This is a genomic window from Bosea sp. F3-2 (genome assembly GCF_008253865.1).
Taxonomy (GTDB): Bacteria; Pseudomonadota; Alphaproteobacteria; order Rhizobiales; family Beijerinckiaceae; genus Allobosea.
Map to the genome: position 1 here is coordinate 1,219,219 of NZ_CP042331.1, position 16,552 is coordinate 1,235,770.

The 16,552-nt window shown below is 61.9% G+C and carries 14 protein-coding genes and 1 pseudogene; 3 read left to right on the forward strand and 12 right to left on the reverse strand.

Annotated features, from left to right (window positions below; translation table 11 throughout):
* Window position 1 precedes the first annotated feature (1 nt).
* Together FQV39_RS05650 and FQV39_RS05655 are read right to left on the reverse strand one after the other, a co-directional pair.
* The gene (locus FQV39_RS05650) at window positions 2-1,762 is read right to left on the reverse strand and encodes a type I secretion system permease/ATPase (protein ID WP_472840625.1); all 1,761 of its coding nucleotides are present in this window, start codon (window positions 1,760-1,762) and stop codon (window positions 2-4) included.
* A 60-nt stretch (window positions 1,763-1,822) separates the two neighbouring features.
* The gene (locus FQV39_RS05655; RefSeq protein ID WP_149129398.1) at window positions 1,823-3,031 is read right to left on the reverse strand and encodes a hypothetical protein; all 1,209 of its coding nucleotides are present in this window, start codon (window positions 3,029-3,031) and stop codon (window positions 1,823-1,825) included.
* Window positions 3,032-3,309: 278 nt separating this feature from the next.
* Between FQV39_RS05655 and FQV39_RS05660 the strand changes: the two genes are divergently transcribed.
* Window positions 3,310-3,531 (forward strand): tetratricopeptide repeat protein, encoded by a 222-nt coding sequence (locus FQV39_RS05660; RefSeq protein WP_149129399.1) that lies wholly within the window; start codon window positions 3,310-3,312, stop codon window positions 3,529-3,531.
* Window positions 3,532-3,908: 377 nt separating this feature from the next.
* Window positions 3,909-5,825: a diguanylate cyclase domain-containing protein gene (locus tag FQV39_RS05665; RefSeq protein WP_149129400.1), complete on the forward strand. Its 1,917-nt coding sequence runs from the start codon at window positions 3,909-3,911 to the stop codon at window positions 5,823-5,825.
* Between the two features lie 401 nt (window positions 5,826-6,226).
* Here FQV39_RS05665 and FQV39_RS05670 read toward each other — a convergent pair whose 3' ends face one another.
* Window positions 6,227-6,901 (reverse strand): hypothetical protein, encoded by a 675-nt coding sequence (locus FQV39_RS05670; RefSeq protein WP_149129401.1) that lies wholly within the window; start codon window positions 6,899-6,901, stop codon window positions 6,227-6,229.
* Window positions 6,902-7,243: 342 nt separating this feature from the next.
* Here FQV39_RS05670 and FQV39_RS05675 point away from each other — a divergent pair, with 342 nt between their 5' ends.
* On the forward strand, window positions 7,244-7,444 hold the full coding sequence (locus tag FQV39_RS05675) for a hypothetical protein (protein WP_149129402.1): 201 nt from the start codon (window positions 7,244-7,246) through the stop codon (window positions 7,442-7,444).
* Window positions 7,445-7,565: 121 nt separating this feature from the next.
* On the opposite strand, the gene FQV39_RS05680 is transcribed toward FQV39_RS05675, so the two are convergent.
* From FQV39_RS05680 to FQV39_RS05720, 9 genes and pseudogenes are all read right to left on the reverse strand, one after another.
* Window positions 7,566-9,305, reverse strand: a complete 1,740-nt coding sequence (locus FQV39_RS05680; RefSeq protein ID WP_149129403.1) for an ABC transporter substrate-binding protein — start codon at window positions 9,303-9,305, stop codon at window positions 7,566-7,568.
* A gap of 93 nt (window positions 9,306-9,398) precedes the next feature.
* Entirely contained in the window at window positions 9,399-9,680 is a 282-nt protein-coding gene (locus FQV39_RS05685; protein WP_149129404.1) for a DUF2160 domain-containing protein, read from the reverse strand.
* The gene (locus tag FQV39_RS05690) at window positions 9,680-10,549 is read right to left on the reverse strand and encodes a carbohydrate ABC transporter permease (RefSeq protein ID WP_149129405.1); all 870 of its coding nucleotides are present in this window, start codon (window positions 10,547-10,549) and stop codon (window positions 9,680-9,682) included. Before FQV39_RS05690 ends, FQV39_RS05685 begins: the two co-directional genes overlap by 1 nt.
* A gap of 9 nt (window positions 10,550-10,558) precedes the next feature.
* Window positions 10,559-11,461, reverse strand: coding sequence for a carbohydrate ABC transporter permease (locus tag FQV39_RS05695; RefSeq protein WP_149129406.1), 903 nt, complete (start codon window positions 11,459-11,461; stop codon window positions 10,559-10,561).
* A complete protein-coding gene (locus FQV39_RS05700; protein WP_149129407.1) occupies window positions 11,461-12,540 on the reverse strand; it encodes an ABC transporter ATP-binding protein in 1,080 nt (359 codons plus the stop codon). Before FQV39_RS05700 ends, FQV39_RS05695 begins: the two co-directional genes overlap by 1 nt.
* An 11-nt stretch (window positions 12,541-12,551) precedes the next feature.
* The gene (locus FQV39_RS05705; protein WP_149129408.1) at window positions 12,552-13,652 is read right to left on the reverse strand and encodes an ABC transporter ATP-binding protein; all 1,101 of its coding nucleotides are present in this window, start codon (window positions 13,650-13,652) and stop codon (window positions 12,552-12,554) included.
* A 521-nt stretch (window positions 13,653-14,173) separates the two neighbouring features.
* A pseudogene (locus FQV39_RS05710) lies at window positions 14,174-14,547 on the reverse strand (transposase); the annotation flags it as partial.
* A gap of 136 nt (window positions 14,548-14,683) precedes the next feature.
* On the reverse strand, window positions 14,684-14,887 hold the full coding sequence (locus FQV39_RS05715) for a hypothetical protein (protein ID WP_149129409.1): 204 nt from the start codon (window positions 14,885-14,887) through the stop codon (window positions 14,684-14,686).
* Between the two features lie 245 nt (window positions 14,888-15,132).
* Window positions 15,133-16,461 carry an MFS transporter gene (locus FQV39_RS05720; RefSeq protein WP_149129410.1) on the reverse strand — a complete coding sequence of 443 codons (1,329 nt, stop codon included), beginning with the start codon at window positions 16,459-16,461 and terminating at the stop codon, window positions 15,133-15,135.
* Window positions 16,462-16,552 lie beyond the last annotated feature (91 nt).

The window sequence follows — 16,552 nt, forward strand, 5'->3', positions numbered from 1 at the left end:
GTCACGCACCCAGCTCCCCGACATTCAGCAACGCCGCCGGCCGAACGGGGCGCACTACCCGGGCCATCACCTCATGTCGCGGGCCCATGACCTCGATCATGCCGTCTTTCAGCACGAGCAGACTGTCGACGACGGTGAGAGTATTTGGCCGGTGAGTCACCATGACAACCGTCGTCCCACGGTTCTTCAATTCCGTAATGCACGCCAAAAGGGCTGCATCGCCATCAGCGTCCAGATTGGAGCTGGGTTCATCGAGCAAAACGAGACTGGGATTGCCGTAAACGGCCCGCGCCAAGGCAATGCGTTGGCGTACGCCCCCGGAAAGGACCGCTCCGCCCTCGCCGACGTTGGTGTCGTAGCCCTTTGGCAAGCGCAGGATGATCTCATGAACACCCGCGAGCTTGGCCGCCTCAATGATCTGGATGTCCTCCTCGCGCCGGAAACGGCTGATGTTTGCAGCAACCGTATCGGCGAAAAGCTCGATGTCTTGCGGCAGGTAGCCGAGGTGAAGTCCAAGCGAAGCGCGCGGCCAGGCAGATACATCTGCACCATCCAGACGTACCACCCCGACCGACGGCGTCGTCACCCCGATGATCAGCCGTGCGAGCGTGGACTTTCCGGCCCCCGATGGACCGACGACACCAAGGACTTTGCCGGCCTCGAGATGAAACGTGATCCCGCGCAAAAGTGGCCTGCTCGCGCCCGGCAGAGCGAAGCTTACGGCTTCCAGAGCTAGATGCCCTTCCGGCCGGGGCAAATTCAAGCTCTCCTCCGCCGGTGGGCTGCTCGAAAGAACGGTTCTGATACGATCGTAGGCGCCGCGCGCCGAGATGAGGCTGCGCCAGGAGCCAACCAGTTGTTCAACCGGCTGCAAAGCCCGCCCGAGCATGATCGAGGCAGCAAACATCGCGCCGCTCGTCGTCAGGCGTTCAATCACGAGATAGGCGCCCACCCCGAGGATGAGGGATTGCATCGCCAAGCGCAGGAAGCGGATCAGGCTCGACGCCGCCGACGAGCGATCGCTCGCAACCTGCTGGCGGTCGATCATTCGGTTTCGATCTCGCCGCCAGCGCCGCAGAAGGCCGGGCAGCATGCCCATCGCCTGTACCACTTCCGCGTTGCGCAAGCTGGCTTCGGTAAAATTGTAGCTGCGCGAAGCTGCCTCGCTCGCATCCGTCGTCGGCTGACGAACAAGCCACTCATTGGCCAGAGTGGTGCCGACCAGAACAATCGCACAGCCGAGTGCAAAGAGGCCGAGATAAGGATGGAGCAGGAAGATCACGAAAATGTAGATCGGTGCCCAGGGCAGGTCGAACACCGCATGAATGCCAGGCCCGGTAACAAATTGCCGGAACGTATCAAAGTCCCGCAGCGGTGGATATCGTGCGGGTCCGCGCCGCAACGTTCCATCGAAGGTCGCACTGACGATCCGTCCAGCCAGTAGACTGTCGAGGCGGACTCCGGCGCGGGACAGGATTCGCGCGCGCACCATGTCGAGCAATGCCAACGCTGCCAGCGCGAGAACCAGGACGACGGTCAGCATTACCAGCGTCACTTCGCTGCGGCTGTTGATCACGCGGTCATAGACCTGCAGCATGTAGAGCGGCGAGGCCAGATAGAGGATGTTGATCGCAAGGCTGAATAGCGCCGCTGTCACGAAGTACCGGCGGCAGGCCGCAAAAGCCGTATTCAACTCGTCGGATTTTGGTGTGCCGCTCACGCTATAACTGGCTTGCGCCGCCTCCGGACCGCCCGTGATCACGGGGGTGCGCGTGATGTAAAGGGGCGCAGACGCGCCCCTTTGAAGTCTGCTGCGGGTCGACTAGGCCACGTACCAATAGTCGTAGTGGTAATCGAGGGTGACCTTCACCGCGTCGGTCGCGTCACCGGTGTTGAAGCCGACGTTGTAGTTCACTTGCAGGTCATTCAAAGCCGTCCCAGACAGAGTGACCGTGTCCGACGGGTGGTCTGCTGTAAGGTTGATGGCACCAGCCCCCCAGTCCGTGGGCGTGGCATCGGCCACGTTGACCTTCTGATTGCCCGCCAGGCCCGTCTGCTGCGCGGTAAGCGTTCCGCTGAAATGGAACTCGATTGCGTCGCTTGGCACCGGATTGCTGAATGACAACACGTTTCCATTGATGTTTCCGCCGCCGGTGGTCGAATCCGAGCGAAGGTGCGTTTGCGAGACAGAACCGTCCCCGGTCTTGTTGAATTGATCCTCCGTGCCGGTGATATCGATCGTCACCGTGTTGGTGATCGGCGCGTTGATTCCGTCGGTAATCTGATAGGAGAGCTTGATCTCCTTCACGTCACCCTTCAGCAGCTCGTCGAGCGCACGGTCATTCTGATCGATCGTAAGGGTGTTTCCCACCACCTTGATGTAGGACGGCAGCCCGCCACCGCCGTTAACGACCACGCTGCCGGTCACGATGTTCAGCGCGTCTCCGTCCGGATCGCTGGCGACGCCGTTGATCAACTGGACGACCTTGAGATCCTCGCCGAGATTCGTGATGTGATGGGTTGTATCGTACTGCGAAAGCGTCTCGGCCGCGTCGACATGGACGGCCGTTGCCGTCGGCGCCTGATTGGGCTTCGGCGGATGATCCCAGCCTTCCGGCGCGGTGCCGGCATCGAAGCTCGTGAAGTACTCACGGGCGTGATACTGGACATTTTTGGCGTTGCCAGACGTCCACTGCGTCACCTCAGTGCCGCTGAACAGATCCGAAATATCGATGGTCTGACCGGCCACCACGAGCTTCGGATCCGGCTGGCCGGCTAGGTCGGCATGGGCGCCAAAGGTGGACTTCGCATTGGCGGCCAGGAAGAGGTCGTTGACGGAAAACTCGCCGTGCTGCAGCGCGTCGCGGATTGCGATCGCGGTATCGAGATCGCCCGTGTCGTGGAACCATTTGTAGGCGATTGCGTCTGCCGCGCTTTGGACCTGACTTTCAACCCAGTTGGTGTACTGCGACGACAGTGCCCCTTGAGCCGACTGGTTGGAAACTGCCCCACCGAGAACAAAAGTTGACATTCTTATCCCCCACGCTCGCCGGCACATCCGGCAGCCCGCTGGTTAACGCCGCATTCCGCAAAGGCCGCTCAGTAAGTCCGCCCATCGGCATTTCCGCTCAGGCGACAGATTCGACCTTGAATGTTGAATTTTCTTAGGTATCCATTCTTTAAATAGAATAACCCTACGTCATTTGTTGTAAAAATTGCCGCATGTCAATCAGGCAAATTGACGGTTTCCGACCTATATTCACACATCAATAACCAAGACGGTTAACAAGGCGACAGAGGCAAAGCGTCGTGCGAGCTCGTGAGCCGGATGGCCGCGACGCCGAGGCGAAGCGTGTGCTGGAGGCGGCCCTCAAGCGCAATCCGGCCGATGTCGACATCGCGACCGCGCTGTTGCAGAAGGCGCTGCGAGACGGCGATTTGAAGAGTGCGCTTCAACTGGTGGACCGTCTGATAGGTCTTGGGCCAGAGGATCCCATGTTCGCCGAGATCAGGAAACGGCTCCACAACTGATCGCCTCCGTAAGGCGGTGATAGCCACCACGACGCATTGACGGCCGAGGATTCCCGACGACTGAACGGAACGAAGACAGGCCTCACACCACGTTCGGAAGCTTGACCCGAGCGCCTTCGCAACCCAAGCCTTCGACCTGGTCCTGACCCTAGAAACTGGTCCGGATGGCGTGCCATTTTTAGGGCATGCTGAGCCTCGAGGAGGACGGATGTCATGCCGCGCAGGCGGCACGCGTCGGGCGCGATTGGCCGGGCAGTCACGCGCCCGGTGCTGTGTTACGATGACGCCATGCGGCCTGACGACGTCTCGACAGAGCCGCAAGGATCGGGCTGCTCGCGTTATCACCATGTTCAATGATTCCCCGAAATCCGTTCTCCATGGCACTTAGCGACAGCAATCGCTCAGGGGGGACGTTGCTGCCGCTGTGGGCCGCTGGCTTCGTGGGACTCGTCTGTGTCGCCATTCTCGCCCTTAGTGCCTGGCGAGAATGGGCCAGCCGCTCGGACATCTTGCAAAATGCCGAGGTCGACATGGCGAACCTCGCGCGCTCACTGACGCAGCATGTCGAGGATACGATTGAGCTGGCGGATGCGACGCTGACTGGACTTGCAGGTCGACTGGAGGCGAACGGGACCGATGCCGCGGCCATTGCCGGGATTCAACGCTTCCTCGACCTGCGAAAGCTAACTCTCGGTCGGATACGCGGACTTTTCGTCTATGACGAAACCGGCCGTTGGCTCGCAACGACGGAGAGCGTCGACCACTCCGGTCTCAACAATAGCGACAGGACCTATTTCCAACATCATCGCGATGTCGATGATGGCCGCGTCCTGCTGGGCCGACCCGTCAAGAGCCGGGTAGGCGGACAATGGATCATCACCATCTCACGCCGCTTCAATCACCCTGACGGGACATTTGCCGGAGTGGTATTGGCATCGATCGATGCGGCCTATTTTGCTGAATTCTATCGGCAGTTCGATATTGGCCCGCACGGGGCCGTCGCGCTGCTCAGTACCGCCGGCACCCTGCTCGCCCGCAGTCCCGACGACGGCAGCTACGTCGGACGAGATATGTCGCAAACACGCCTCATCGCGGAGCAAATCTCGCGCTCCAGGACGGGGGCCTATGACTTCACGTCCCCTCTCGACGGCCGCCAAAGGCTAAGCGTTTACCGGGTCAGCGAGCGCTTTCCCGTCATCGTGCTCGCAGCCCTGGCCAAGGAAGACGTGCTTGTCGGCTGGCGCCAGCGCGCCCTCGCTCGCGTCGGGTTCGTCCTCGGACTGACCCTCTTGATCGGCCTCATCGGACTGAATCTGGTGCGGCAACTTCTCATGCGGCAACGGATGGCGGCTGCCCTTGCTGCCAAGGAGGCTGACTTCCGGCTGCTTGCTGAAGAATCGAGCGATATGGTCACCCGGATCGATGCCGGCGAGTTCGTCCGCTATGCCTCGCCGTCCGCCGCGCGCGTCCTGGGCTGGAGTCCGGACCAACTCGTTGGTAGGTCGGCGCTGGCAGGCGTCCATCGAGACGATCTGGCCCGTGTCCAGCAGACGATCGCGGCCTTGCAGCGCGGCGAAATCGAAGAAGCAAAAATCCTTTATCGCAACCGTCATCGGGAGAAGCCCGAGATCTGGATCGAGACGGCGCTTCGCGTCACCAGACATCCGGATACCGGAGCCATCGATGGCGTCGTCGCGCTGTCCCGGGACATGACCGAGCACAAGGACCTGCAAGCGAAGCTCGTGGTCCTGGCCGCGTCGGATGGCCTCACCGGCCTGGCCAACCGGCGGTGTTTCGACGAGCGTCTCGATCAGGAATGGACCAGGGCGCGACGGGAAAGCACTCCCCTATCGCTTTTGATCATCGATATCGACCATTTCAAGCAGCTCAACGATCAACACGGGCACCAGGAAGGCGATAGCTGCCTGCGAGCCGTCGCCGGCATCATCGCCAAACATGGCGCGCGGCCAGCCGACCTCGCCGCCCGCTACGGCGGGGAAGAATTCGCGATGTTGCTGCCGAACACGGATGCGAACGGGTGCGAGCAGATCGGAATGAGGATTTGCGAGGCGATCCGCGAGCTCGAATCCACCTCCGACGGCCGTTCCTCCCCTTGGCGTGTCACGGCCAGCGTGGGCGGCGCGACCTGCTGGCCGAATCCGGGGATAGTCTCGAGCCCCTCCTCGCTGATCGAGGCAGCCGACCGGGCTCTGTATTCTGCGAAGAACGGGGGACGTGATCGCGTCGTCATGGCGGGACAGATCGTGCCCTGGCCCCGCGCCCAGCAGGCCTGACATCCTATCGCGCGGTGCCGCAACTGCTCTTGTTTGGCGCCATCACCATGTCATCTGCTCGCTCTCAAGCCGCGGGCAGTCACCAGCCGACGGGGATCGGAGGTGGCGCCTGGAGGTTCCGTGCCGTTCGTCAATGCGATTGCACCCGGACGACAAGGCCCACGGTCCGGGCGAGCTCTTCGCTCGAAATCTGGAACGCAGCCGCAACCTCGCCCGGCTGAATAAGGCCGCTTTCTGTGAACTGCCCAAAGGCGAAGATTGGTTGCTGGCGGCCATTAGAGCCGGATCCGATCAGGTTGAATCAACCGGATCGGTGAATCCGTCTCTAAACTATTGATAGAGAACGCGTGATCCGATTAGATTGCGGTGCAATCTGATCGGCGCGTGCTCTAGAGAGCCACTCAACCTGCCAGCATGCAATCCGCCAGGCTGTAGCAGTGACTCGCCTGGTAGGCGTTCCGACCCCGGTTCATGTGCGTCAGATTGAAAGTCCGAATGGCACCTAGGACGCGGCGAGCCGCAAGGAAACTGTGGATCGAGCTGGAGCTCCGGACATTGATGCCAAACATATCTGCGCCGCGCGGGAAGAAATAGCTGACGTCTTCTGGCGTCGTGACGCAGTGATCGAGAAAAGGTTGGTCCACATGGCCCTGTTCGGGCGAACGGTCCGTGGTGAAATCCGAAAGATGCACCAAGAATCGCGCACGGATGCCCTCGCCGTCCGCATAGAGTGTGAAAAGCTCCATCCAGCTCGCATTAACGCGGACGAGCGGCTTGTCGGATGTCGACGGCAGACAGGAAACCGACCAGTAGTGACGTTCGCTCTTGCGCGGGATGGGGATGCAGTTTTGGCTGTAGAGCCTGAGAATCTCCAGAACTTCTTGTGCCTGCGGGCGACGAAGCAGCTTTTGAAATCGCGTTACGTACTTGAACCGTAGTTCGAGGGACTCCGAGCGCTCGTCGGCGTCGCGCAAATCGGTCTTGCCCTCTATCCAATCGCGCTGCTGCTCAAGATCCAGAAATTGGCGCAGACCGGTGGTGCCGTGCCGAGGAGTCGTGCTCGCGTCAGGTGCCATATGAGATCCATCCGTGCCCGGCATTGCGGGAGACCCTGCCAGATCATGGATCAGTCTCGCGACAATACATGACCACAGCTGAGGTCGGCACGAATCCCGAGGGGGCTATTGCCGATCGCGCCGCTTCCTCGTCGAGCCCAGCCGCCCAGTGAGATTGTTCACTCACTCTCCCGCTTTTTTACCCGAGCGAGTGGCCGTAAGCAGACGGGAGGTCGAAACCCGGCGCCGACGGGCCCTAGCTTCTCACGTCGATGCTGCAGTGCGCCACAACCGGACTCTGGCTCTTTGCCCGAAAGCATTCGTAATCGGGCTTATCTCCGAGTTGGAGGCAAGCTCCCTGAGATGATGATGGCGCATTACGTGGGTGTCGATGTTGGTCTTCGCTCGTCGTCGGTGTGCATCGTCGACGAGGCGGGGACTGTTTGCCTGGAGCGCATTGCGTCCGAGGTCGAGGCGATCGCGCTCGGCATCCGCAGTCTTGCCGACCCGGTTGAGGGCGTAGCGCTTGAGGCCGGCAACCTGGAGCGGGAAACGCTTCGATAAGGTCGGTGTTTGTGACGCCTTGGGATAAAATCAGGGCGAAATCCGGAAGCGTATCGACGCAGCGTGACAGCGGGCGGGTGGTTCTCACCCGCCCGCCCGTCTTTCCTTGCGAAGTGACGCCTCAATTCTTCTTGGGCGGGGTCGCCGGCCAGGACTTGATTAGCGTGTCGTAATCGATCGTCTCGCCCTTCGGCTTCTCATTGGTGAGCTTGGGCTGCGGCGCGATATTGCCATCGGCCTTCGACTTGGCGAACCAGGCCTGTGCAGTCTGCTTTGGGTTCAGTTTCGGGCCGCATTCGCCCTGGACGCCGGAGCGTTCGAGTCGTTCGAGTACGGAATCCTGGGCGGCGGCGAGCGAATCCATCGCCGCCTGCGCGGTCTTGGTCCCGGATGAGGCGTCGCCAATATTCTGCCACCAGAGCTGAGCGAGGCGGGGATAGTCCGGCACGTTGTTGCCGGTCGGAGTCCACTGCACACGCGCCGGCGAGCGGTAGAATTCGATCAGCCCGCCGAGCTTGGGTGCTCGCTCGGTGAAGCTCTTGTCCCAGATGTCGCTCTCGCGGATGAAGGTCAGGCCGACATGGCTCTTCTTCAGGCTGACCGACTTCGAGACGATGAACTGCAGGTAGAGCCAGGCCGCCTTGCGCTTCTCGATCGGGGTCGAGTTGAGCAAGGTCAGCGAACCGGCATCTTGGTAGCCGAGCTTCATGCCGTCCTTCCAATAGGAGCCCTTGGGTGAGGGTGCCATGCGCCATTTCGGCGTGCCGTCGGCGTTGACCACCGGCAGTCCGGGCTTGACCATGTCGGCGGTGAAGGCGGTGTACCAGAATATCTGCTGAGCGATGGCGCCTTGCGCCGGCACCGGCCCCGATTCCGAGAAGGTCATGCCGCGCGCCTGAGGCGGCGCGTATTTGTTGAGCCAGTCGACATATTTCTGGACGGCATAGACCGAGGCCGGGCCGTTGGTGTCGCCGCCGCGCTCGACCGAGGAGCCGACGGGTCGGCAGCCTTCCATACGGATGCCCCATTCATCGACCGGCTTGCCGTTCGGGATGCCCTTGTCGCCATTGCCGGCCATGGAGAGCCAGGCGTCGGTGAAGCGCCAGCCGAGCGAAGGGTCCTTCTTGCCGTAGTCCATGTGGCCATAGACCCGGTTGCCGTCGATTTCCTTGACGTCGTTGGAGAAGAACTCGGCGATGTCCTCATAAGCCGACCAGTTGACCGGCACACCGAGCTCGTAGCCGTACTTGGCCTTGAACTTCTCCTTCAGATCTGGGCGGGAGAACCAGTCGTAGCGGAACCAGTAGAGGTTCGCGAATTGCTGGTCAGGGAGCTGGTAGAGTTTGCCGTCGGGCGCGGTACCGAAGGACTTGCCAATGAAGTCGTCGACATCGAGCATCGGGTTGGTGACGTCTTTGCCCGGCCCCGCCATCCAGTCGGTCAGGTTCGTCGTCTGCTTGTAGCGGAAATGCGTGCCGATCAGGTCGGAATCGTTGATCCAGCCATCGTAGACATTGCGGCCGGACTGCATCTGCGTCTGCAGCTTCTCGACGACGTCGCCTTCCTGGATCAGGTCGTGCTTAGCCTTGATGCCGGTGATCTCGCTGAACGCGCGTGCCAGCGTCCGCGCCTCGTATTCATGCGTGGTGATAGTCTCGGAGACGATATTGATCTCCATGCCGGCGAAGGGTTTCGCGGCATTGATGAACCATTCCATCTCCTTGAGCTGTTCGTCTTTTGTGAGGGTCGAGGGCTGGAACTCGCTGTCGACCCAGCGTCGCGCCGCGTCCATATCGGCGAAGGCGGGCACGGCGCCGAGCACAAGGCTGAGCGCGGTAGCGGCTAGCATCTGCTTCTTCATCGTTACCTCCACTGGATGACTGTTCTTGCTTGAGCCTTGCCGGCTTTTTGTTGCGAAGGTCGTGGGTCGTTCGAATGCGGCCTCCGTGGGCGTTCAGACGAAGCGGAATACCGCCGCGGCATAGAGAAGCGAGAGAAGTGAGGCCCACCACAGCTCGCCTCCTGCGAGCCCGAGCCAGGCGAGATGGATGAAGGCCGAGCCGAGCACGCTCAAGAAGAGTCGGTCGCCGCGTGTCGTGGGGATACCGAGCACGCCAACGCGCTCGACCTCCGGCCGCCAGATCGCAAGCGCGGTCATCACCAGAAGCAGGCAAAGCAGGCTGGCGAAGAACAGGCCGGTCTGCGGGGTCCAGGCCATCCATGCGAGATCGGGCATTAAACTCTCCCCAGGGCGAAGCCCTTGGCGATGTAGTTGCGGACGAACCAGATCACGAGCGCGCCAGGGATCAGTGTCAGCACGCCGGCGGCAGCGAGCAGGCCCCAATCCATACCGGCGGCCGAGACGGTACGCGTCATCGTTGCGGCGATCGGCTTGGCGTTGACCGTGGTCAGTGTGCGCGCCAGCAGCAGCTCGACCCAGGAGAACATGAAACAGAAGAAGGCGGTGACGCCGATGCCGTTGGCGATGATCGGCATGAAGATCTTGGCGAAGAAGCGCGGGAAGGAATAGCCATCGAGATAAGCCGTCTCGTCAATCTCGCGCGGTACGCCGGACATGAAGCCTTCAAGGATCCAGACCGCGAGCGGTACGTTGAACAGGCAATGTGCCAATGCAACGGCGAGCGGCGTGTCGAACAGCCCAATCGCCGAATAGAGATTGAAGAAGGGAAGAGCGAAGATCGCCGGCGGTGCCATCCGGTTCGAAAGTAACCAGAAGAACAGGTGCTTGTCGCCGAGGAAGCGATAGCGTGAGAAGGCATAGGCTGCTGGCAGCGCCAGGGTGATGGAGATCACCGTGTTGAGGATCACGTAGCTCAGAGAGTTGATGTAACCGGAATACCAGGATGAATCGGTGAAAATAGTGCGGTAGTTGGCGAAGGTGACCTGCTGTGGCCAGAGCGTCATGCCCGAGGTAATCTCGGAATTTGTCTTGAAGCTCATGATGACGAGCCAGTAAATAGGCACCGCGAGGAAGAGAAGATACAGACCGAGTACGACTGTACCGAGGTCAACTCGGGAGCCGATCCCTGTTCTGGGTGCGGTTTTGGTGTCGGGCAGGGAGGATGTGAGACTGTCGGTCGTCATGATCCGCCCTCACGCTTTCACCGGCGCCCGGGGACGCTCGACATCGAGATTGGTCATGACCGTGTAGAAGACCCAGCACACGGCAAGGATGATGAGATTGTAGACGATCGACATGGCGGCAGCCTTACCCAGGTCGAACTGGCCGAGCGCCAGCTTCACCAGTTCGATCGAGAGGAAGGTCGTTGAATTGCCCGGCCCACCGCCCGTGACCACGAAGGGCTCGGTGTAGATCATGAAGGAGTCCATGAAGCGCAGCAGCACGGCGATGATCAGCACCCGCCGCATCTTGGGCAACTGGATGAAGCGGAACACGGCCCAGCGGCTGGCGCCGTCGATGCGCGCAGCCTGATAGTAGGCATCGGGGATCGATTTCAGCCCGGCATAGCAAAGCAGCGCGACAAGCGACGTCCAGTGCCAAACATCCATCATGATGATGGTGATCCAGGCCGCCATCGGATCAGCGACATAGTTGTAGTCGATGCCGAGCCTGTTGATGACATAACCCAGCAGGCCGATGTCGCCGCGGGCGAAGACCTGCCAGATCGTGCCGACGACGTTCCAGGGCACCAGCAGCGGCATAGCCATCAGCACGAGCGTTGCCGCGACCTTCCAGCCCTGTCGCGGCATGGCGAGCGCGACTGCGATCCCGAGCGGCACCTGGATCGCCAGGATGATCCCCGAGAAGGCAACGTTGCGCCAGAACGAGGCGAGGACGCGCGATCCGAGATCGCTCGAAGGGTCGAGCAATTCCTTGAACCAGCCGGTGCCGTTCCAGAAGAACTGGTTGTTGCCGAAGGTGTCCTGCACCGAATAGTTCACCACGGTCATCAGCGGGATGAGCGCAGAGAAGGCGACGATGGCGAGCACCGGAAGGACCAATAGCCAGGCGCGGTTGTCATGGGGCTTATCCATCAAGCCCTCCCGTCCAGGCGTTCGCCATCGGCATAGACATGGACATGACCGGTTTGAAGGATGAGCCCCGCGGTCTGGCCGATGTCATTGAGTTCATCCGGCACGCTGGCTGCAATTGCGTGATCTCCGAGACGCAGGCGTGCCAGCCGGGAGCGGCCGAGATCATCGATGCGCTCGACCGTGACAGGCACGCCTTCGCCGGCACGGGCGAGCGTTGCGAATTCGGGCCTGACCCCGATCTCGATGCGCTTGCCAGACGGAATGTCGTAGCTCCGTGGCAGTTCGATCACCGCGCCCGCGACATGGGCGCGGCTGCCCGCGACCGATGCAGGAATCACGTTCATGCCCGGCGAGCCAATGAAATAGCCGACGAAGGTATGGGCCGGCTTCTCGAACAACTCGTCCGGCCGCCCGGCCTGCACGACGCGCCCGTCATGCATCACAACCACAGTGTCGGCGAAGGTCAGAGCCTCGGTCTGGTCGTGCGTCACATAGATCATCGTCACGTCGAGCGCCCTGTGAAGTGCCTTGAGCTTGGAGCGCAACTCCCACTTCAGTTGCGGATCGATGACCGTCAAAGGCTCGTCGAAGAGGATGGCCGCAACATCAGGGCGCACGAGACCGCGACCGAGCGAGATCTTCTGCTTGGCGTCGGCAGTGAGCCCTCTTGCCTTGCGGTTGAGCTCGCCGGTCAGTTCCAGAAGCGCCGCGATCTCGCGCACGCGGTGATCGACCGCTCGGGTCTCCATCCGGCGATTCCGCAGCGGGAAGGCGAGATTCTCGTAGACGGTCATCGTGTCGTAGACGACCGGGAATTGAAAGACCTGGGCGATGTTGCGCTGTTCCGTTGGCAGGCGTGCGACATCCCGGCCATCGAACAGCACGCGGCCATGTGACGGAATGAGAAGACCGGAGATGATGTTGAGCAATGTGGTCTTGCCGCAGCCGGAGGGGCCGAGCAGAGCGTAGGCGCCGCCCTGGCGCCAAGTCAGTGTCATAGGCTTCAGAGCGAACTCGCCCGGATCCGAGGCACCCGGCTTGTAGGAATGCGCGAGATCGGAGAGCTCGATGCGGGCCATGCAGCGTCTCCTCAAGCAGCCGAGAGGAAGGCCGGGGCGTGAGCGAGCCCCCCGCTGAGATCAAACACGAAGACGGTTGCCGGGTTGATGTGCACCGTGATCGGCGCGCCCGGCTCCAGTTCGTGCACGCCCGGTGCAAGCGCCACCCAGCGAAACCCGGCGCACTCGACATGGACGAAGCTCTCCGAGCCGGTGATCTCAGCCACCGTCACCGTGCCGTCGAAGCGCAGACTCGGCCCGGCCATGGCTCGCAGCCCAAGATGATGTGCCCGAAAGCCAACCTGGTAATCTCCGTCCGCCAGCCCGGCGAGTGCTCCAGTCGCGGAGGCGCTCGCGCCACCAGGCAGGAGGAGCTCCCCGTTTCGCTTTGTAACGGGCAGAATATTGAGTGGCGGATCGGAGAAGATGCGCGCCGTGATCAGATCCTGCGGCCGGCGATAGACCTCTGTGCTCGGCCCGTGCTGTGTCACCCGGCCCTCCCAGAGCGTGGCGGTATGGTCGCCGAGCAGCAGCGCTTCCTGAGGTTCCGTGGTGGCGTAGACAACCGTCGCGTTCGACATGCGGACGATCTTCGGCAGTTCCTCGCGCAATTCCTCGCGCAGCTTGTAGTCAAGATTGGCAAGCGGCTCGTCGAGCAGGACAAGGTCGGCGCCCTTGATTAGCGCACGGGCCATCGCGGTGCGCTGCTGCTGCCCGCCCGAGAGGTTGAGCGGCATGCGCTCCAGAAAGGGCTCGAGCTGCATCAGCCGCGCCATCGCCCGCACCTTGCCCTCGATCTCAGCCTTGGGCAGCCCTTTCACCCTGAGCGGGGAGGCGATGTTCTCGAAGACACTGAGGTTCGGGTAATTGATGAACTGCTGGTAGACCATCGCGACGGAACGCTCGCGCACAGGCAAGCCGGTCACATCCCGCTCACGACCGCCCTCGTTGACCAGGATGCGCCCCGAAGTTGGCCTGTCGAGACCGGCCATCAGCCGCATCAGCGAGGTCTTTCCCGCCAGCGTGGCACCGAGCAGCACAGTCATCGTGCCCGGAGGGAGCCGCAGCGTTGTCTCGTGAATGTGTGTCTGCGCTCCGACATCGCGACGCACCCCGTCGAGAACAAGACCCACTCCAGCCTCCTCAATCCCTCTGCATCATCGGAATGGTGGCGATCGCCGCGTGCAAAGATCGGGCGTTTGCCGCTGCTCATCAGACAGATACCTGCCCCACTTCGTCCGGCGTCCCGCGCTTGTCCCGGCGACTGCGGATAAGCAGTGCAAAGGCGAGCCGTTCATTGTGCGACTGCTGGGCATAGCCAATGCGCGTTGCGGGCGTTGAGCACGATTACCGAAGCCGGTTTCCCTCCCGACCTTGATGCATCACACATGAAGCGCGATGGTGATCGTTATGCTCCGCGCCTTCCATGTCAACGTTTGGACGAAGGTAATTCCGGAGCCGAATTGCCGGAAGGAAAATCGGCATTTCTCCATCGCTAAACATCTTGGCCTGGCCAATTCTGAAGTCCTGCGAGGGGTTGAGGCTGTGTGGAAACGGCGTTCGGTGTGCAGCTTTGGTAATGCGCCCGAGGTCTTGAGGGCCAGGCTGTCGTCGCTTTCATCAACGCCCGCGGGCAAGCCTGGCCACCTCCGGCCGAGCGGTGCTGCCCGAGCACGCGACAGACCCGCCGCTCCGACACCTTCAGAGCAAACCGGACATGGGCGATGCAGGCACGGTGACGCGCGGGGCTTACCAGTTTCCCGACGCCGCCTCCTTCAGGATCAGCTTGTCGAGCGTCAGGTCCGCGACGGCGCGGCGGAGACGGGCGTTCTCGGCCTCAAGCGCCTTCATCCGCCTCCCCTGATCCGCCTTCAGGCCGCCAAACTCACGGCGCCAGCGGGAATAGCTCACCTCCGTCACCCCGATCGAGCGGATCGCCTCGGCCACAGATTGCCCTTGCAAAACCAGCACATCCACCGGTCGCAACTTCGCGACGATCGCTTCGGGCTTATCGCGCTTCTTCGGCATCGCGGTCCTCCTGGCTGCCAAAAGACATACTTCAGGTTGGACCAATTCAGCGGGGGTGGATCAGGCGGTCAGCTCCCGACCCTTCGAGCCCAAATGGAGGTGCGGCGCAACCCGATCCTGCGGTGGCAGGGGAGATTCACCGGCGCTGCTCCGCGCCTTCGCCGGGCTGGGCGTGCCGAAGGCCGTGCTGCGCGACGATCAGATCCCTTTTCCCATCAGGCGAAATTCGGAGCACGCTGCCGTCCTCGTGCAGGATGTAGGCCGAGACGCCGGCGCGTCGCGTTTGCTCCAGCACGCCGCGGTGGAACTGCTCAAGCCTCTCCTCAAAGGTAGGGGTCATCGCGCGCGCTCCGAGGTTCGTCAGCGTGGTGAGGCATATCCGCTTCGGTTCTTCATGAATGCGACATTGCTCACATAATATGTGCCCACGACGCCCGCTGAGCACGGCGCTCCTCGCCTGCCGCGCCGGCGATGATGGTCGTGCCCGTCACCGCGGAGGCAGCGCTGCCTCGGAGGCCCGCGCCCCGCATTGCGACGATGACAAAAGTCTGCGGGGTCGCAGCGCCCCGCATAAGGGCGATCTCGTCAGGTCGCCGCCGTCGGCTCGAGCGGTTGCCAGATACTGATCTTGCGCGTTTCCGGCATCAGGAAGAGGCAGAGCACGAAGCAGACGGCCGGAACCGCGATCGGGTAGATCAGCGCGGAGCCGATGCTACCGGTCGCAGCGAAAGCCGCCGAGGTGATGAACGGCACCAATCCGCCACCCCAGCCATTGCCGATGTGATACGGCACCGATACCGACGTGTAGCGGATCCTGGCGGGGAAATATTCCGCCAGGAATGCCCCGACCGGCCCATACACCATCCCGACATAGCAAACGAGGATGAAGATGATGAAGATCGCGACGGGATAGTTGATCTTGCCGGGTTGCGTGACCATTCCCAGCCACAAATACAGCGGATAGTATGTGAGCGCCGCGAGTAGCATGCCGCCCAGGATCACCGGCTTGCGGCCGATGATGTCGGACAGCCAGCCAAAGAAGATCAGGCTCGGCGTTGCAATGAGCAGCGCTGCTCCCACGATATAGGCCGAGGTCAGCGGGTCCACCTTGGAAACCTGCTGCAGGAAGTACAACGCCCAGAACTGGCCGCTATACCAGACCACGCCTTGCCCGATCAGCACGAGGGTGGCGATCCCGACATATTTGATGTTGGGGCTGAGGAAGGCTTCCTTCCAGGGATTTCGGGTCATCTGCCCCCTGGCCTTGATCTCCTCGAAGATCGGCGTTTCCTGGAGCTGGAGGCGGATGTAGATGGCGACGGCGACCAGCAGGAAGGAGATCAGGAACGGAACGCGCCACGCCCAGGCGTTGAACGCCGCCTCGCCGACATAGCTGCGGGTCGCGATGATCACGGCGAGCGATACCACGATCCCGAGCGTCGGGGACGTCTGCAGCCAGCCGGTGTAGTAACCGCGGCGCTCGTCGGGAACATGCTCGGCGACATAGGTGATGGCGCCGCCATATTCGCCACCCAGGCACAGGCCCTGGATCATCCGCAAGCCGAATAGAACGAATGCGGCGGTCAGGCCGATGGACTCATAGGTTGGGATCAAGCCGATCGCGCCCGTGCCAAGTCCCATTCCGCTGAGCGTGACGAGGAAGGTGTATTTGCGGCCGACCCGATCGCCCATCCATCCGAAGAGGAAGGCCCCCAGCGGGCGGATCAGGAAGCCGGCGGTAAACAGGGCGATCGTGCTCAGCAATGCCGCGACCGGATGGCTCTGCTCGAAGAACTTGACCGATAGAATAGCGGCCAGGCTGCCGAAGATATAGAAGTCATACCACTCGATGACGTTGCCCACCGATGCAGCGATGATCACGCGGCGGAAATCTCTCGGGATCTCAACGGGCATGACGCCCTCCCTTTATTCCGAGGCATTTGCTCCAATGTTCCACGCTCGCGGCGCGAGACCTCGGCGCGACAGCAGGGGCGTCCGCAACGCC